Origin of the sequence: Neoalteromonas facilis (genome assembly GCF_002807665.1) — a bacterium.
Lineage (GTDB): Bacteria > Pseudomonadota > Gammaproteobacteria > Enterobacterales > Alteromonadaceae > Alteromonas_E > Alteromonas_E facilis.
In genome coordinates this window covers 412,033-430,695 of record NZ_PEAY01000002.1, presented here as the reverse complement: position 1 = coordinate 430,695, position 18,663 = coordinate 412,033, and the positions used below count along the sequence as shown (strand labels likewise).

18 protein-coding genes and 1 tRNA gene are annotated in these 18,663 nt (G+C 45.5%); 9 read left to right on the top strand and 10 right to left on the bottom strand.

Going from position 1 to position 18,663, the window contains the following annotated elements; all coding sequences use genetic code 11:
• Positions 1–216 precede the first annotated feature (216 nt).
• The 4 genes from CSH93_RS08130 to orn form a co-directional block, all read right to left on the bottom strand.
• Positions 217–591: a MaoP family protein gene (locus tag CSH93_RS08130; protein WP_100642822.1), complete on the bottom strand. Its 375-nt coding sequence runs from the start codon at positions 589–591 to the stop codon at positions 217–219.
• 121 nt (positions 592–712) lie between these two features.
• On the bottom strand, positions 713–1,204 hold the full coding sequence (locus CSH93_RS08125; protein WP_100642731.1) for a DUF4442 domain-containing protein: 492 nt from the start codon (positions 1,202–1,204) through the stop codon (positions 713–715).
• A 281-nt stretch (positions 1,205–1,485) separates the two neighbouring features.
• A tRNA-Gly gene (locus tag CSH93_RS08120) sits at positions 1,486–1,561 on the bottom strand.
• 121 nt (positions 1,562–1,682) lie between these two features.
• Positions 1,683–2,228 (bottom strand): oligoribonuclease, encoded by a 546-nt coding sequence (gene orn, locus CSH93_RS08115; protein WP_100642730.1) that lies wholly within the window; start codon positions 2,226–2,228, stop codon positions 1,683–1,685.
• Positions 2,229–2,327: 99 nt separating this feature from the next.
• On the opposite strand from orn, the gene rsgA reads away from it, so the two are divergent.
• The 4 genes from rsgA to CSH93_RS08095 all read left to right on the top strand — a co-directional run bounded on the left by rsgA (position 2,328) and on the right by CSH93_RS08095 (position 5,968).
• A complete protein-coding gene (gene rsgA, locus CSH93_RS08110) occupies positions 2,328–3,377 on the top strand; it encodes a small ribosomal subunit biogenesis GTPase RsgA (protein ID WP_100642729.1) in 1,050 nt (349 codons plus the stop codon).
• A 96-nt stretch (positions 3,378–3,473) separates the two neighbouring features.
• The gene (gene asd / locus CSH93_RS08105; RefSeq protein WP_100642728.1) at positions 3,474–4,343 is read left to right on the top strand and encodes an archaetidylserine decarboxylase; all 870 of its coding nucleotides are present in this window, start codon (positions 3,474–3,476) and stop codon (positions 4,341–4,343) included.
• Between the two features lie 5 nt (positions 4,344–4,348).
• Entirely contained in the window at positions 4,349–5,227 is an 879-nt protein-coding gene (locus tag CSH93_RS08100; protein WP_100642727.1) for a DMT family transporter, read from the top strand.
• Between the two features lie 33 nt (positions 5,228–5,260).
• Positions 5,261–5,968, top strand: a complete 708-nt coding sequence (locus CSH93_RS08095) for a glycerophosphodiester phosphodiesterase (RefSeq protein WP_100642726.1) — start codon at positions 5,261–5,263, stop codon at positions 5,966–5,968.
• Between the two features lies 1 nt (position 5,969).
• Here CSH93_RS08095 and CSH93_RS08090 read toward each other — a convergent pair whose 3' ends face one another.
• From CSH93_RS08090 to gpmI, 4 genes are all read right to left on the bottom strand, one after another.
• On the bottom strand, positions 5,970–6,371 hold the full coding sequence (locus CSH93_RS08090) for a MerC domain-containing protein (protein ID WP_100642725.1): 402 nt from the start codon (positions 6,369–6,371) through the stop codon (positions 5,970–5,972).
• Positions 6,372–6,468: 97 nt separating this feature from the next.
• Complete coding sequence (locus CSH93_RS08085) at positions 6,469–7,299, bottom strand: divergent polysaccharide deacetylase family protein (protein WP_240615526.1); 831 nt, start codon at positions 7,297–7,299, stop codon at positions 6,469–6,471.
• 85 nt (positions 7,300–7,384) lie between these two features.
• Positions 7,385–8,494, bottom strand: a complete 1,110-nt coding sequence (locus CSH93_RS08080) for a murein hydrolase activator EnvC family protein (protein ID WP_240615525.1) — start codon at positions 8,492–8,494, stop codon at positions 7,385–7,387.
• Between the two features lie 129 nt (positions 8,495–8,623).
• On the bottom strand, positions 8,624–10,168 hold the full coding sequence (gpmI, locus tag CSH93_RS08075) for a 2,3-bisphosphoglycerate-independent phosphoglycerate mutase (protein WP_100642724.1): 1,545 nt from the start codon (positions 10,166–10,168) through the stop codon (positions 8,624–8,626).
• Between the two features lie 219 nt (positions 10,169–10,387).
• Here gpmI and CSH93_RS08070 point away from each other — a divergent pair, with 219 nt between their 5' ends.
• The 5 genes from CSH93_RS08070 (at position 10,388) to CSH93_RS08050 (ending at position 13,266) form a co-directional block, all read left to right on the top strand.
• A complete protein-coding gene (locus CSH93_RS08070) occupies positions 10,388–10,813 on the top strand; it encodes a rhodanese-like domain-containing protein (RefSeq protein WP_100642723.1) in 426 nt (141 codons plus the stop codon).
• 14 nt (positions 10,814–10,827) lie between these two features.
• Entirely contained in the window at positions 10,828–11,088 is a 261-nt protein-coding gene (gene grxC, locus CSH93_RS08065; RefSeq protein ID WP_100642722.1) for a glutaredoxin 3, read from the top strand.
• A 22-nt stretch (positions 11,089–11,110) separates the two neighbouring features.
• Positions 11,111–11,617 carry a protein-export chaperone SecB gene (gene secB / locus CSH93_RS08060; protein ID WP_100642721.1) on the top strand — a complete coding sequence of 169 codons (507 nt, stop codon included), beginning with the start codon at positions 11,111–11,113 and terminating at the stop codon, positions 11,615–11,617.
• 1 nt (position 11,618) lies between these two features.
• Complete coding sequence (gene gpsA, locus CSH93_RS08055) at positions 11,619–12,620, top strand: NAD(P)H-dependent glycerol-3-phosphate dehydrogenase (RefSeq protein ID WP_100642720.1); 1,002 nt, start codon at positions 11,619–11,621, stop codon at positions 12,618–12,620.
• Positions 12,621–12,705: 85 nt separating this feature from the next.
• Positions 12,706–13,266, top strand: a complete 561-nt coding sequence (locus CSH93_RS08050; RefSeq protein WP_100642719.1) for a GspH/FimT family pseudopilin — start codon at positions 12,706–12,708, stop codon at positions 13,264–13,266.
• A 181-nt stretch (positions 13,267–13,447) separates the two neighbouring features.
• On the opposite strand, the gene CSH93_RS08045 is transcribed toward CSH93_RS08050, so the two are convergent.
• Positions 13,448–16,570, bottom strand: coding sequence for a TonB-dependent receptor domain-containing protein (locus tag CSH93_RS08045; RefSeq protein WP_100642718.1), 3,123 nt, complete (start codon positions 16,568–16,570; stop codon positions 13,448–13,450).
• A 236-nt stretch (positions 16,571–16,806) separates the two neighbouring features.
• On the bottom strand, positions 16,807–18,597 hold the full coding sequence (locus tag CSH93_RS08040) for a tetratricopeptide repeat-containing sulfotransferase family protein (RefSeq protein ID WP_100642717.1): 1,791 nt from the start codon (positions 18,595–18,597) through the stop codon (positions 16,807–16,809).
• Between the last annotated feature and the right edge of the window lie 66 nt (positions 18,598–18,663).

Genomic DNA, 18,663 nt, shown 5'->3' with positions numbered 1-18,663 from the left:
ACGGTTGTTATTTCATAGTCCTGAAAAACCATTTTCAGCTGTACACGCGACCGACTATACCGATGAGATAGTGGTATTAAAACAACGAAGAGAATAATAGTGAGGGACGTATCTCAAAATACGTCATTTTTAGGATAAACAACCTAAAAGCACACGTAAACTTTGCGCTTTTAGGTATTTTTTACAATTTATTTACAAGTTTTTAGGTCAAAGATCCTAATCGTCGATAACGATATCTGAATCTTCAACATCATCTATAGTGTCATCAGCATCATCGCTGCTGCTGACTTTACTTGATCCATAAATATTGCCCATTTTCGGACGATTAATGCGCTTCTGATATTTGACCCACGCCCGAGACATAATGTCCTCAGGTTCGGCTTTCCCATACGCCGCAGCAAGAAACGCGTTATCTTCATCCGTCTCTGGTGCAATTTTTCCGTCAACCAGCGCAGCCATCAGACAACCGTATTGGCTGAGCGCTTTGCTTTCGTTAATAGAGAAATCACCAGAGCGAGAAAATCCGTAAGGGTAATTTTTAGGATCACTGAACATACGTTTTAGCAAATCGAGTCGAGTTAAATTCGCCATAACAATAACCATCCACGTTTAGGTTAGGAACAGATTGTAGTTTTGCTTTTTATGGCGAAAATTCGCTGCTGTCAAACGAACTTTTCATTAAATTTATGTGACGATTATAGGTCTTTGTTTTTTATTTGTTTTTTGGAACCCAAGCCCAGACCATTTCACACAGTACCGGCTCAATCCCCATCGCATCGGTTACCATGACTTTTACCGTCACTTCACCTTTGTCTTCAGTCTTAAGCTGTTGAATTTGCTCATCCGTTAATTCTGCGACGGCTTGCATATCCCCAGTAGCTCTTTTTACGTAGCTAAGATTCATGTTTTTAATCAAAGGCAATTTATCGCCCGGAAGATTAGTCCCAACAATAAATCCTGTTGCAGATTCAGCCAACAATGCCATGCCTGCGGCATGCACGCTGCCTATATGGTTTTGTACTTTCTTACGGTTTTTTTGACGAAAAACGACGCGTTTAAGATCGGTCTCCAGTATCTCGATGCCCACCGTTCCAGTCAGTTTGACTTTGAACCTGAACATCCACGTCATTAACCGACTACTCAGCCATGTTGGATATTGATTAACTTTCAACACAAAATTGCGTAACGGATTTACAGCCGCCATAAAATCACCCTCTGGTTAGACCAGTTAACTTTACGGTGAAATGGTCAATATTGCAATTGAGTAAAGCAACATCGTTTAGCCACGTGGATAACGTCGATTGTTTCGCACAAGCCGACACTCGGTCGCGTCCCTTGGGGTCGTGTACTGTCGAATACTTGAGAAATGGATAAAACTAGAAAATTTGGAGCGGGAAACGAGACTCACACTGGCCGACACTCGGTCGCGTCCCCTTGGGGTCGTGAGCTGTCGAATACTTGAAAAATGGATAAAACTAGAAAATTTGGAGCGGGAAACGAGACTCGAACTCGCGACCCCAACCTTGGCAAGGTTGTGCTCTACCAACTGAGCTATTCCCGCTTTTTAGGACTGCTTCTTTCGAAGAGGTGCGCATTTTACAAAAAAAATGACCAAGCGCAACCGAATTTTCAAAAAAAGTTCATTGAACGGCTAAAAATCAACCGTTCAACAATATTTGCGCTTAAATCGAAAACACTTTCTCGCGGTAAAACTTAAGCTCATCAATAGACTCACGAATATCGTCTAAGGCCAGATGCACATTTTTTTTCTTAAATCCATCTAATGCCTCGGGTTTCCAACGGGCAACCAACTCCTTGATGGTGCTTACATCTACGTTACGGTAGTGAAAGTAATCTTCCAGTTCAGGCATATACTTCACCATAAAACGACGATCTTGCCCAATAGAGTTTCCACACAATGGAGACTTGCCTTTAGGCACGTAGTGTTCAAGGAAGGCGATAGTTTGCTTAGCCGCCTCATCAACATTAATTTGGCTTTCACGGCAACGTGCGGTTAACCCCGTTTTACCGTGGGTTTCAACACACCAAGGGTCCATATTGTCCAAAATTTCATCCGGTTGATGCACTGCAATGACAGGCCCCTCGGCAATAATGTTTAATTCAGGATCAGTGACTATGGTAGCGATTTCCAACACAACACAGGTTTCCGGATCCAGACCTGTCATTTCCATATCTATCCAGACTAAATTCTTATCACTTATTTTCATGTCGGCTCTCAAAAAGAAGGATTAAACCCATTAAATCATGGCACTTCGCAGCCGCAAACGGTAACATGACTAAGCAAATACGCCAACGATTAGAAGCCAGTGAAGAAAAAGCGGCATTTAACCCACCAACAAAAAAGACGCATCAGCGCCAATCGAACACGTCGACTTGAGCAACGCAGTAAGACTGACCCCACAGTGCAGCACAATGGCGAACCACTGATCTCAGGAACTGTGATTGGCCGGTTTGGACAGCATGCCGATGTGGAAATTGAGCATGGTAATACGCTTCGCTGCCATATTCGACGAAGTGTCGATTCGGTGGTTTGTGGCGACCGCGTCGAAGTTAGCACAGGTCAGGATAGTGCTGGCGGCTTGGAAGGTGTTATTGAAGCCGTGCACGATCGCAAAACTGTACTTACACGCCCTGACTTCTATGATGGTATCAAACCCATAGCAGCCAATATTGATCAAATTATTATTGTCAGTTCGATCAAGCCAGAGCTATCCACTCATATCATCGATCGCTATTTGGTAGCATGTGAAGACACCCGTATCCCTGCAGTAATCGTTATCAATAAAATGGATTTACTCAGCGATGACGAACAACAAGCCTTGCACGAACAACTGCAACTATACAAAGACCTAGGTTATCCCGTCGTTTTCACCAGTTGCAAAACTGAAGATGGCCTTACTCCATTACAAACCATATTGAATCACAAAGTCAGCGTCTTTGTTGGGCAAAGCGGTGTAGGTAAGTCAAGCTTAATTAACGTATTGCTGCCCGAAGCAGATGATGAACTTACCGGAGAAATATCAGACACCTCCGGATTGGGTCAGCACACAACCACAACCGCAAAACTATTGCATTTTCCATCCGGTGGCGATCTCATCGATTCACCTGGGGTCAGAGAGTTTGGACTATGGCACCTTCCTGTGGAGCAAATAACACAAGGTTTTGTCGAATTTAGAGATTACCTGGGTGGTTGCAAGTTCCGTGATTGTAAACATTTGCATGATCCTGGTTGCCTGATCAGAGAGGCTGTTGAGGAAGGGAAGATATCTCAATTGCGGTTTGATAGTTACCACAAAATATTGGCCAACTTAGATGAAAGCCGGCCAAGTCATGCGCAAAAGCCCGGTAAACAATAAGATATAGCGTTCTGAACTGGCTCATTCCACTAAATTCCTATTGCACACGATAGAATAGTGTACAATTCACCGGATTTTTTCTTGGAGATTTTTTCGGTGATCAATTGGTTCAAAGTTAATGTGCAGTACATTTTGCCTAAGCATTTGATATCGCGTTTGGTAGGATCGCTCGCTGCGGCAAATGCTGGCAAGCTAACAACCACCTTAATTAAACTGTTTATTAAACAGTTCAATGTCGACATGAGTGAAGCGGCAGAACCCAATCCTGAACACTATAAAACCTTCAACGCCTTTTTCACCCGCGAACTAAAAGCAGGTGCGCGTCCAATAGATGAAGATGAGAATGTATTAGTACATGCGGTAGATGGAACCGTGAGTCAATTGGGCAACATTCGTGATGACGCGATTTTTCAGGCCAAGGGCCATGACTACAGTTTAACCGCCTTGTTAGGTGGCAATCCAGACATAGCCAAACCGTTTAAAAACGGGGATTTTGCCACGATTTATCTATCACCTCGCGATTACCATCGTATCCATATGCCGTTAGACGGCGTATTGACGGATATGATTTACGTGCCAGGAGATTTATTTTCGGTAAACCCGCTGACCGCAGAAAACGTACCTGGTTTATTTGCCAGAAATGAGCGCGTGGTCGCAATATTTGATACTTCAGTCGGTAAAATGGCAATCGTATTAGTGGGCGCTACGATCGTCGCAAGCATCGCCACTGTTTGGGCTGGTACAGTAACACCACCGGCCGGTCTTAACGTCGTGCATTGGCAATATGATAGCGAAAACCCTGACAGCGCGATCACACTGAAAAAGGGCGAAGAAATGGGCTTGTTTAAACTTGGCTCTACAATCGTGGCCTGTTTTGAACCCGGTAAAATTAACCTCGAACCTATGTCAGCAGGTGATGTAACTCGACTAGGTACTCCCTTTGCGAGAATAGCGGGCGAACAATAAAGCCCATGGATCCGGTCAAGCGCAGTCTCTTGTCGCTGCATGTAACAGTTATTCTGTTAAGTGCAGCGTCACTCTTCTCCATCTTAATTCCGCTCAATGCCATCGACATTACCTTTGGTCGTTCGCTTTTTGCCTGCATTGCATTGCTCATGTTCATGCTAGCATCACGCTCGTCATTTAAGTTGGACTCCAGACGCTGTTATATCATTGCTACGGGCTTAGGCGTTTTAATGGCTGCGCATTGGTCCAGTTATTTCGCTGCAATGCAATATGCCGGCGTATCTGTTGGCATGATCGCGCTGTTCACATTCCCAGTAATCACCGTGCTTATAGAGCCATTTTTTGAGAAGTTTCAGTTAGCGTGGCAAGACATCGTCAGTGGCCTGGTCGTCCTGTTAGGAATTTATCTGATTGTTCCCGCCCCTGACCTATCCGATAACACAACGCTGGGTGTTTTAATTGGAATTGGTTCTGCATGCCTCTACGCACTGAGAAATATCCTGCATCGCAAGTACTTCGCTCACTACGGTGGCGCAAAAACGATGTTTTATCAGATTTTAGTAGTCTGCCTTTGTTTGGTCCTGTTTGTATCACCGGAATTTTATGCCGCAGATGCCACACTTTGGATCCAACTGTTGGTGCTAGGCAGCCTGTTAACAGCTTTGCCGCATGCGTTAGTCGCGGCTAGCTTGCAACACCTCAGGGCGAAAACATTTTCGTTGATTGCCTGCATGCAACCCTTTTACGGGGTTATTTTGGCTATCTTAGTACTTAACGAAAACCCTAGTTTGTCTACCCTAATTGGTGGTATTTTGGTGGTATCAGCATCTATATACGAAACATTGAATGCTCACCATCGACCAGCACAGACGTGTGAACGCTAGCCTAGCGCACATCACGCGTGGAGTTTGAAGCTCATGCAAGTACTCGCGCACAGAGGCGCAAGTGGACACGCTCCGGAAAATACACTTGCCTCAATTAATCTCGCGCTAACCGCTCCTGTTTTTGGCGTTGAAATCGATATTTTTCAGGTCGAAGACGACTACATACTCATGCATGACCGTTGGCTAACACGCACGACAGGCGAAAAAATTCGCATCGATCAGGTCACTTTGGATCAAATTGATCAGTTAAGCGCGGGGCATCACCTCGACGAACCACAAAAAGTCCCTAAACTTTCTGACGTGTTAGCGCTAGATTGGCAAGACAAAGTACTCAATATTGAAGTTAAAGCTATACGCTCTGTAGCGCACTTGCACTCCTACATTCAAACCCATTGCCCCCCTGAACTTAAAAACCATCAGATATTACTGTCGTCATTTAATCACCTGGTATTGTATGAGGCTCAACAACAACATTTACCTTATCAGCGTGGATGGCTAACGGCTTCAATGCCAGTTGGTTTGGCACTTGAGGCTCAAGCGCTTGAGTGTGGCTATTTGGGTATCGACATCGATGTGGTGAATCAGGCTATTGTTAACGATGCACACAGCCGCGGTGTAAAAGTGGCCGTGTTCACAGTAGATGAGATAGACGATATTGAATGGTTGTATAGGCTTGGCGTAGACGCGATTTTCGCAAACTACCCCGTAAGCGCGACAAACATTATTCAGGCATTACGCTGAACTAAAATTTAGAGCCCGCGGGTAGCGCCGCTTCTTCACAGGTGTTGCTGCGATGCTTGTATGCCTTACACAATTTTAAATTCATCACATGGGCGGTGATAATGAGGCCAGCCCCCACTGCAATCGTAAAAGGCTCATATTGCTCGCCGAACATGTCCTTGTACCAATAAATTAAGCCGCCAGCGATTAACGCATACACAGGGTAGGTTTTCCGATGGTAACGAAAATAACCAATGGTCAAGGCGCTGAAACCAACCAACAATGACAATGTTAAAATACTGCGTTCAAACCATGCTTCTGCAACAAATGAACTCGCGACTAAGGGTGCAATGGGAAGCAATAGCGGTAACGCAAGGCAGTGTATAGCACACAGCCCAGACACCCAGATGCCCAATTTGTCCATTAATAATCGCGTTTGATCTGACACAGCTTTTTGTTTCGCTCACATATAACTTATCACAGAGACGTTATAATATAACAAAACAAAGATTGGGAAAAGTTTAATTTGAGGGCGACAACTCAACCTGCTGATTTGTTGAGTCTTTTGACTCAGAAAACTCGTCCGCTACTGGCCCATTTTGTTGTTCACTCGCGGCCAATCGAGGAGAGTATTGAGTTAATAAATCCGTAACCGACACAAAGTCGACATCTGACTGTTCAGCAAGGCGACTTTTCAGTACTCGTAACGTTTCGGGGTGGGGGTGTCCAATGCCAACCGCTTCACCATATTTATGTGCTAAGCGTAACAAACGGTCAAACTGCTGGTTTATCTCGTGCTCATTGATGTTGTGATCCAAAAACACTTTGCGTTGCAAGGCTGGAACACCGTATTCATTCGCGATATTGAACGCTTTGCTGTAACGCGTTGTACGGCTATCGATAAAGAATAAACCGCGTTTTTCGAGCGCTCCCATCAAGGTTTTCATCGGCAAACTGAGTTGGGTCAGTTTACTCCCCATATGATTGTTGACCCCAATCGCATGAGGTACAGATTCCAGCGCAGATTCAAACGTCTGCAGCATAAACCCGCTGTCCATCGATGCTAATAATGCCCCCGGGCCTAAGGTTCTTGGCTGAAGCGTTTCCATTGGCAGATGCAACATGACCACTCGGCCTTGCTGTTGGGCTTTTTGTGAAAACTGAGTCGATTTTGCCGTATGCGGCAGGATAGAAAGTGTCACATGACGGGGCAGTTCAAATGCTTTCTCATCCGACTTGCGATACCCCATATCATCTATAATAAGGGCGACTTTGGGCTCGTCAGCCGCATATACCGACTGCGCAACGATTGCCTGAGACATTAAAATTAAGATGTAAACGAATGCGCGCACGGATAAAGTCTTTATTTTTTTAGATAGAATAACAACGCTTGGCCACAAATGCGAACTCACAATGAATTTCTTAATCGCAAAAGCGTTATCGCCATTTTAACCATGCACTGGGGTTAAGGGCTTTGCCCTTATGGCGTATCTCGAAGTACAAATTCGGGCTATCTTGTCCTCCGCTGCGTCCCACCAAACCAATGATTTGCCCAGCGGTGACTAAATCTCCAGGTTGGGTTAACAATGCTTGGCTATGACCATATACACTCATAAACCCCTCACCATGATCAATGATCGTGACAAGCCCAAAGCCTTTTAACCAATCCGCATAGAGCACCCGCCCTTGATGTATAGCACTGATCTGGCTGCCTTCGCTGCCTTCAATAATGACGCCTGTCCAGCGCACACTGCCTTGTCGACGGTCACCAAACAATCGCCTAAAGCGCCCTTCAGCGGGCATCGCTAACTGCCCCTTGCGGTGGTTAAGACCATCCAGTTCTGTAGGTTGCTGCTCTGCTCTTTCTCGCGCTTGTTCAATCGCATCAAGTAACGCCTGCGCACTGGCTTGTAATTGCTCGACCCGCTCTGCATCCGTTTCCATGGAGCGATTTAATGCACTCAATGTGGCTTCACGCGACTGTTGTTGTGAGGCCAAGGCTTTTTGTTGCTGTTGTTGCTGTTCTCGTAATTCGTTCAACCTCGCAATCGTGTTTTGCAACTGCTGGTTTACTTGCTCTAATGCACTGATATCGATACGGAACTTTTCGATCGACTGGCGACGGGCCTCACTGACATATTGGTAATAACTCAGGACACGTTCAAACTTTGCCGCATCTTGTTGGTTTAATAACATTTTGGCGTAATCGTAATTGCCCGCCATGAAGGCACTTTTTATTTGCGCCGCAAGTTGTGATTGTTGCTGTGCAATTTGCTGCTCAAGCTGTTGTTTTTGTTGCGCCAATTCCGCTTGCTTTTGCTGGTTCTCATTCAAATCAGCTTGGGTATCCGCTAACGCTTTCGCCGTAGTTGAGATCGCAATTTCAGCCTCTCTCAGTTGTGCCTCTAAACGCCTTGCTTGTGCTTGCTTTTCCTTAAGCTGCTCCTGTGTTTGCTTTATCTGCTGTTGGATCTGCTCCAGATCTTGTTCTGATGGCTCTTGCCCATGTACAGATAATACTACTGAAAGACAGACACTAAAAAGCACCAATGATCGCCTCACGGAGATCATTAGTGCTGAATAATACTGAGTGACTGCTCGCAAATTGCTACACCGATTAAATAACATCGTGCCAGTCTAGCGAAGTTACCTTCAACAAAACAGCAAAGGCTTCTGTTATTTAAGGGTGAGTATGGATGTGCCCGTCATTTCTTGCGGTTGCTCCATCCCCATAAGGTGCAGCATGGTGGGTGCTACATCACTTAGCGTTCCCCCCGTTCTAATGTCAGCGTCTCGACCCACATAGATAAAAGGAACTGGCTCACTGGTATGGGCTGTGTGCGCCTGTCCAGTGGATAAATCGCGCATTTGTTCAGCATTGCCATGGTCTGCTGTAATTAGGCATTCACCGCCATGCTGTTGCAACGCCTCAACAATCCGACCAATTGCGGTATCGACCGCTTCACAAGCCTTTACCGCTGCATCAAAATTACCGGTATGGCCAACCATATCGCCGTTGGGGAAATTGCACACGATCACGTCAAATTCACCTGAATTGATTGCCGCGACTAACTCATCCGTCAATTTCACTGAATTCATTTCAGGCTGTAGGTCATATGTGGCGACATCTGGCGATGGGATCAAAATACGTTTTTCGCCTTCAAACTCGTCTTCTCTGCCACCACTGTAGAAGAAAGTTACGTGGGCATATTTTTCTGTTTCAGATATGCGCAATTGGGTTTTGCCTTTTTTCGCCAACCATTCCCCCATCACATTGACTAAATCTTCAGATGGAAATGCAATCTTAGAAGGGATATTCGCAGCATATTCTGTTAGCGAGATAAAGGCCGTCAAACTCGGGGTTTTAGCGCGGGTAAAACCATTAAATTCTTGGTCAACAAAGGCATGGCTTAGTTCACGTGCACGATCCGCGCGGAAATTCATAAAAATCACGCAATCATTGTCACTAATTGTCGCGGCTTCGCCCAGCGTTGTTGGCTTGACGAATTCATCATTTTCGTCACGCTCATAGGCTGCCAATAGGCCTTCTACCGCAGAATCAGCGGTAAATTCAGCTTTACCTTGGGTTAGCAAATCATAGGCTTGTTGTACCCGCTCCCATCGATTATCACGGTCCATAGCATAGTAGCGCCCTACTAACGTTGCTGTTCGCCCCGTGCCAAGTGACTCGAACAAAGCATCGGCTTTTTCTAGACTCGCTTGCGCACTACGCGGAGGCGTGTCCCGACCGTCCAAGAAGGCATGCAAATAGACTTCTGAGGCACCACGAGCCACGGCTAACTGAATCGCGGCAAAAATGTGCTCTTCATGACTGTGGACACCACCTGGCGACATCAATCCCATAATGTGAACCGCAGCACCGGCATTTACAGCACCATCGATACCCTCTAGCAGTACCTTGTTGGTTTGAAACGTGCCCTCTTCTATAGCTTTACTGACACGCGTGAAGTCTTGGTAGACGACTCTACCCGCACCTAGGTTTACGTGCCCGACTTCACTATTACCCATTTGCCCGTGAGGCAACCCAACATCTAAACCCGAACCTGAGATAAGCGTAGAAGGGTATTCTTGAGTTAACCGATCAAGGTTCGGGGTGTTCGCCGCTGCAATAGCATTATTTTCTGTTTCTTCTCGGTATCCCCATCCATCCAGAATCAGTAAAGCAAGTGTTTTCTTTGGTTGTTGTGCAGCGTTGTCCATGGTGTCCTCAAGGCAGTGAATGACAATAATTGATATAAAACAGAGCATGAAAAGTACCAGTATCCAGCACTTTTATAAACATCTTTCCCAGTTTGATTCGTTTAAAGCTAGATCCAGACGCTATAGTTGGCGCTAGATCGCTGTTCATGGCTTTCAATACTGATATTTTTCTATATACTTTGCGTTCTTTTTTTGTTGCGCTTTACGGAGCCGAAGTTCATGGAACAAATCATCGAGTTTGCCGGCAATAATTTTCTGTTGTCGGCTATTTGGGTCGCACTCGTCATCATGTTGGTATACAGCTATATCAGCAGTGCCGTTTCTCCTATTAAAGAAGTCTCTACACATGACGCGACGCTGCAAATTAATAAGCAAGATGCTGTGGTTCTTGATATTCGCCCACCGGCTGAATTTAAAAAAGGTCATATTCTCGGCTCTCGCCAGTTAAAACCTGAAGAAATTCGCGAAGGTAATTTTAGTAAGCTTGAAAAACACAAAGATAAACCCATTGTTATAGTTTGTGCCATGGGGCACAGCGCGCGCAAAACCGCTTCACAACTAAGCAAAGCAGGGTTCGCTCAAGTCTCTGTTTTAAAGGGTGGCTACGGTGCATGGACGGGAGCCGGCCTCCCAATAGCTAAATAACAGTAGAGCATTGTATGAGTAAGGTTGAGATTTACACAAAAGGGTATTGCCCTTATTGCCATAGAGCAAAAGCGCTTCTTGAGAGCAAGGGTGTAAGCTTTGTCGAATATCCAATTGATAAACAACCCGAATTGCGTGACGAAATGATAAACCGAGCGAACGGTGGCTACACTGTTCCTCAAATATTTATTGACGACAAACATATTGGCGGTTGCGACGATATGTATATGCTCGAATCACAACATAAACTTGATCCGCTGCTTTCAGCGGAATAAATAAACCTATACAGGCAGTCAAATGGCAGAAGAACAGCAAACCAACGGCGCAGCAAGCGCTGAAGAGACTCAAGGCGCTCAATTCAATATCCAACGCATTTACACTAAAGATATTTCGTTTGAGACACCGAATTCACCTGCAGTATTCACTAAAGAGTGGAAGCCGGAGATAAAATTAGACATCGACACGCGCACAAACCAAGTCAACGAGTCGACATTTGAAGTTGTGTTAGCCATCACGGTTACCGCTACGCTTGGTGAAGAAACTGCGTTCTTGTGCGAAGTGCAACAAGCGGGTCTTTTTGCTGTAGGCGAAATGCCAGATCAAAACAAAGCGCACTTGTTAGGCTCATATTGCCCTAACTTGTTATTCCCATATGCTCGCGAAGCAGTATCTAACATGGTAAATCGTGGCACATTCCCGCCAGTGAACCTAGCTCCTATTAACTTCGATGCGATCTTCGCCGCACACTTGCAAAGACGCGCAGAAGAACAGCAAGCTGCTCAACAAGCGCCAGCAGACGCTTAATATGAGTCATACGCCAGTCAGTGTTTTCGGGGCAGGATCCTACGGTACTGCACTGGCGTTTTGCTTAGCGCGCAACGGCGTTCCAACCTATCTTTGGGGTAGGGACAGTGAGCATATGCAAGCATTGGCGCAGACTCGCCAAAATGCTCGCTATCTACCCGGCGCAACATTTCCTCAGGCGCTGCATATTGAAGCAAACCTAAAAGACGCTATTGGCAAGAGCGATGACTTACTGATTGTTGTGCCCAGCCATGCGTTTAAACAAACCTTAGAAAGCATCAAACCTTTTCTGCGTGATAGTCACCGAGTCATTTGGGCAACCAAGGGCCTTGAGCCTGGCACGGGCAGATTATTACAAGAAGTTGCCAAGGATATCCTAGGTGAAGCCATCCCCATGGCAGTATTGTCCGGGCCCACTTTTGCCAAAGAGATGGTAGCCGGCTTACCTACTGCAATATCACTTTCGGCTACCGATGATAGGCTCGCAACAGAATTCGCAGACAAGTTACATTGTCCTAAGTCCTTTAGGGTGTATCGCAATCCCGATTTTATTGGCGTGCAACTGGGTGGTGCTGTTAAAAATGTTATCGCCATAGGCGCTGGGCTGGCTGATGGCCTCGGATTCGGTGCCAATGCAAGAACCGCGTTAATCACACGTGGACTGGCTGAATTGACTCGCTTAGGCGTGACGATTGGCGCACAACCAGAAACGTTTATGGGTATGGCCGGTTTAGGTGATTTGGTCTTAACCTGCACCGATAATCAAAGCCGTAACCGCCGTTTCGGCATCGCATTGGGGCAAGGCCACAGTGTGGAAAAGGCCATGGCAGATATCGGTCAAGTCGTTGAAGGCTATCGCAATACTGAAGAAGTGCACATATTAGCCCAGCGTGAAGGCGTAGAAATGCCCATCAGTGAACAAATTTACCAAGTACTTTATCAGGAGAAATCAGCGAAGGACGCCGCAATGGCGTTATTGGGTCGCGAGCAAAAAGCCGAGTAATTCAGCTATTCTGGCCTTCTAACCAGTAGGCTGTGCCTCTAAACACGCCTAATCTGTCTCTTTCTTAACCCACACAAGAGAAAGAATGAAACTCTCTAAGAACACTAAATCGCAAGGGGTTACCTTAGTTGAATTGCTAGTTAGCATGTCGATAGTGGCTATCATTTTGACAATCGCGCTACCCAATATGACCATTTTGATCAATAAAACCCGCGTCATCAGCGAGTTAAATAGCCTCAGTGCGACTATTCGGATGGCACGAGCCAGCGCAATTGACGACCAAACCACCATAACACTGTGCCCAACTCTGAATACTAGAAAATGCGATTTTACTAACTGGCAGCAGAGCAAAATGGTCTTTGCCGACAGCAATCAAAATAAGCAACGCGACAATAACGAACCCTTGCTATTCGCAACCAGTGTTGTCAGTGATTCCATCAACATGCACGGGCCCAATCGGCAAGTGGCATTCCACGCCAGTGGTCAGCTTGGTACACCGACCACTATCAAGCTTTGTCCCAAGAGTAAAAACCCGCGATTAAAGCGCGCCCTCGTCATTTCACTGCAAGGCAGGGTTAGGTTGAGCAAAGATCTCAATGACGATGACATACATGAGCTTGGGAAAAACAAACCTATTCATTGCTAACAGGGCTTTTGAACGACTGCATCACTATGGTCTTGGAGGTTTGTTGGCTTGTGACTCAGCCTGAAACATCTACCTTTTGCTAAATCATCAATACCGATTACTTTCGTGGCTTTATGCACAAAACAAAAAAGCCCAGCTTACGCTGGGCTTTGCTACTTTCCATTATGAATAGAGTAACGGCTTATTCCATGTAGTAATTCACGCCGATGAAGAACGTACGTCCTCTTGGGCTTACTGGCCATGCAAGTTCAGTCAAGAACGGACTCTCGTCAGCGATATTGTTGATACCACCAAATACTGATAGGTTTTCATCAATTTCGTAGCTTGCATTGATATCGTGGATCACGGTACTGCTGTAGAAACCACCACCTGGTCCAAATAACGCTTCATTGCCATTGATACCTAACGAGCTTTCAACTGAACCATAGGCCTGTCGGCTTTGATAGGTTGTTTGGAACGCCATGCTCAAAGGCCCACGGGTCCAGCTTAACTCAACATTACCTGACGTTTTGGGTGTTTGAACTTCTTCAAGCACAACATCCACATCATTTGGATCGGTTGGGTTAAAGAAGCGATTCAGCGCTTTCTGACGCGTACCCACTAAACTGATACCAAAATCATTCTCATCTACACTAAAGGTGTAATTCACCGAGAAGTCGATACCATCAGCTTCTATACGAGCAAAGTTTAATTCACCCGTGGTCAAACTATTCAAGCCGCCGTCACCACGACGTGAGAATTGACTACAGAAACCGAGGTTAGGGAAGTTTGCGGAGTCAAAACAACCATCTAATACATCTGAAGGGTCTACTGCATCAATCGCATCATCAATCTCAACATCCCAATAATCCAATGTAATGATTAAACCTTCAATAAAGCTCGGTTTGAATACCGCACCCAATGTCAAGGTTTCTGCTGTTTCAACGTCAAGGTCTGGGTTACCACCTGATGTGCCGCTGAAACGTGCGGTTAATGGATTTAACCAAATATAGTTACCATTGGCATCCAATATTTCTGATGTTGCCACCCCTGCCGCTTGCAACGAAGCCACACAGTTAGCTTGACGCTGAGCTGTACCGGCGTTTACGTTAGCTGGGTCACAAGGATCTTCATTTAGATTGACCGTGATAGGTAACTGCGGATCAAACAATTCAGTGATGTTCGGCGCACGCACCGCTTCTGAGATGGTACCGCGTAAGTTAAAGTCTTCAACTGGGCTGTAAGAGAAGCCTAGTTTCCACGTTGTCGCGTTACCTAATGTTGAATAGTCTGCCATACGTACGGCACCGTCGACGGTAAATTCATAAGCAAATTCACGATCGAAGAATATAGGTAGACGCACTTCAACGAATGTATCCCAAACATCGTATTCCCCAGACGTATTAAACTGCTGTACGTTGTCGATACCGGTTAAGAAGTTCAACCAAGGAGAAACTTCACTAACCAATACGCCAGGTGTGTAAGAAGTACCCTGCGGAAGAATACCCAACTCAACAGGATCCAAACGGTTGTCACTGGATTCTTCGCGGTACTCAATACCAGCCGCATAGCCGATTGCATCGTCCAAGAAGTCTTCTAATACTTCAAATGAGCCAACGGCTGTCAATGAAAGAACTGTTTGTTCTACTGTCAGCTTATCTTGCTTACGTACTGAGATAAATTCTTTTGCTTCATCACTTAGCGCATTCAAACCAAATGGATTAAGAGGCGCACACTGACCATCACCTGGCGTGAATGAATAATATCGGTCACTGAAGAAATCGCCATTGGCGTAATTCACGTTATAGGCGAAGTAGTCAATTTCGTATGCTGCATTCGGATCAAGGTCCGAGCGACACACAATATTGCCATTAGCATCAGTCGTCGCATCGATAGAGGCGAAAATACGGTCTAAATATTGGTCTGTATAATCCGTTGTATTGGTAAAGCGACCATGGTTAACCGCAAATTCAAGTGAATGATCATATGAATAATCCCACGTAAAGCCCCCGACAAAACGCATTGTTTCACGCTCGTAGGTCGTCGCATCATTATCCCAATTAATAGCGTCCTGAGTTAACAGCAAGCCGCCAGTTTGCTCGACAACAGGCAGTAACTGTTCAGGAATAAACGGGTTGTCTGGTAGGATAAATAAGGTGTCATAGTATGAGTCATATTCTGCAAACACATTACTTTCTGTGTTGACATACTTCGCTTCAAAGAACGCTCTTAGATCGTCATTAACTTGATAACTTCCGTTTAAGTTCACCACCACCTTGTCGGTGTCAGGCATCAAAGTGTCGTTATCAAAGTTAAAACGACCGCCATCACCGCCACTACTGAGTAGACCGTCGTATATTGGACCATCACTGTTTACACGCACAGTACCGTCGGGGTTAGTGATCCAGCACCCTGCAAGATAACCCACTTGACCACCTAGTGATTCTTGACAGTCAGGGATGCCGTTGCTGTTAATGTCGACGTAGAGAATATCTCGGCCACCAAAGGTAGGCGCGATTGAACCTTCGTTGGAGGTTAACCAATAACGCACGTCATTGGCCAAAATACGTCTGCTGCTATCGTTTGGATCCGGCACAATTGAGTGCAAGCCGTTGTTTTTAGACCAATCACGATCACCGTGCAGCAACTCACCCTCTTTTTCGAGACTTAGTGTTAATACGATGTTGCCTTTGTCATTATCAAAGTTTTTACCAAATGCACCGTCAAACGCGAAGCTTTCACCGCCAGACTCTTCGGGCACGGCGCTGGTAGCGTTCAATTGAATGCCTTCAAAGTCATCTTTTAATATAAAGTTAACCACACCCGTTACCGCGTCAGCACCGTAAATAGCCGATGCACCGCCTGTAGTCACTTCAACGCGTTCAACCAACGCGCGTGGGATTGTACTGATATCAACGGCTTGAGAACCACGGAAGCCGGCCACATGGCGACGCCCATTCACCAATGTTAAGGTTCTGTCTTCACCCAAACCACGTAGGTTAAGTGCATTGGCGCCGGTTAAACTGTTTTCAGACGTAGTTGATGAAATCAACGCTGGGATATCATTAACTACATCTGCTAGGTTTAATTCGCCCGATAGCGCAATATCTTTGCTGTCTAAAGACTGGATGGGAACAGATGAAACAACATTCGGGTCGGTGGGTATTCTGGAGCCAGTGACGTTAATCACTTCAACAGCGGCTTCCTGTTCAGCCTGAGTTTCTTGAGCGACTACCGTCCCTGCGGCACTTAAGCCTAGCGCGGTCGCTATGCATACCGACACTGCCGATCGCTTAATGCCGTGGTTTTGTGTGTGTGCATTCATTTCGTATTTCCTCAACGGACTATGTATTTGTTTTATCTTGTTTTCAGCATACTTTATGCCACCTTGGACAACCGCCATATGCAGCGGACCATACTCGACGTCTAATACAAACGACCAACATATGATTCATTTCAGTGCAACACTTTGCACCTGTACAGTGCAGTACAGACGCTTTAAAAAATCAAATAAAACATCCATACATTTAATCAAAGCCAAGGTAATTACTGGCATTCGATTTAAATAGTCGGGCTTACTATCTGTAAATTATCCTGAAGTTCTTTGAGCCAACCTTCAGCCTTTTGCCACCCATGAATGCTTCGATTGTGCAAAGGCTCTCTCACTTGTTCGCTACTTGCGGTATGGACGCTTCTCTTGTTCTCATGAAAATTCAAACATTGTTCGTCAAAACAAATACCTATTTTAGTTAGCAAACGTTTTAGCTGTTTTTCGGGTTCGTTGACCAGGTCTTCATAGTGAACCGTAACAATACTGTTCGGCAATACCTCGTGCCAGTGGTCCATCAAGGCGTTATACGCATTAATAGCAACAGCTATATCCTTAAGCCGATAACTGAATTCAACTCCCGAATAGAAATATTGCTTAAACAGGCTGAATCCACAGTCCATGGGACTGCGTCGAACATCAATAATAATGGCGTCAGGCAGGATCTTGTGAATAAGCCCAATGAGACGATAATTAAAGGGTTGCTTATCGATAAAATAGGCGAGATCTGTATGCCTAAAAAGCCTACTTTGCTCAATATAACTCACCCCCAAATGGGATAACTCTTCTTGTGTAAGCCTGCCTACCGAGTTGAATAAGCTGGACTGATATTTTGCACGACACAAATTATTGGCTTTCAGTTCAACGCTCGGTAATGTCGGCTGTTCAATGGTTCCCTCAATTTCGGGGTGACTGGAGAGCATTTGCTCTACAAGAGTCGAGCCCGAGCGAGGCATACCAACAATAAAAATCGGGCGCGGTTGATTTTCGAGAGGCAACGCTTGTGTGGATAATGACTCACGTGAAAACGCCTTTCTTCTCGCATCAAATTCTTCCAGCATGCTCTGTGTAAAGAACTTATCAGATGCAGCTAACCTATTAGCTTCCTCATATAGCGGCATACTTTGCGCTATGCCTTGCGACATTTCGGTTGCTTTGGCTAAAGCAAAAGTAGCGATGGCCTTTGACTTTCGAGACAGTTTGGTTGATTCAAGGGTGGCACGAATTTGTTGCGTCTCATCCTTATTGAATGTGTAGTTTTTCATATCCGCCAATGCCAACCATGCCTCTGTGTTGTTGGGATCTTGACTGATACTGTACTTCAGGGCCGAAACACTTGCGTCGCGTTCCCCCTTGATACGGAGCGCCTGTCCTTTAATGAGGGCTAACTGACTTTGCTTGAGCGTGTCATTGACGGCGTACTCTGCAGCCCTTGAGCAAGCGTCAATGAGCGTGTCATGTTGACTGTACTTAAGGAGTAATCCAATCCACTTCCAAAGCGAATCAAAGGATTCGTGAAACTCAACAATATCATGAGCCGACTTCAATGACAGAGTAAAATTGCCAGAGCGCGAATAACTATCGACCAGCATGTTACGAAGTGTGATATTAGCCGGTAAATGCGGAATTTCTCTTTCCAACAACGCTACACTTTCCTCTGGCCTGTTTTGCAGCAGTGCGAGGTGAGAGAGTGTGAATATAGCTCTGGGATGATGCGGGCACTTTTCGAGCATACTCGATGCTATTCTGCTTGCCTCACTCAGCGCTTCTTGCTGCATACAGTGCTGTATACGCTCAAACTCTTTCACGAATGGATCAAATTGCTCAGCATGTCTCGCAATGTCTGACGCTTGCGTAAAGTAATTCGCATGAAACAAACATTTACTGAGTCTCAACCAACCTTGGTAGAAGAAGGGGGATTGTTTTAAATATTGGTTCAAAAGCGCAATGGCATGAGCCAATTGGTCGTTGGCAAAATATCTCTCAACTTGAAGCAAGACTTGTTGATGTTGATTATCGGACATACGAGTGCCAAAAGAGCTGTGAGCCAAGCAACTTTTTACTGTTCCACAGGTAAAACGATGGAACAC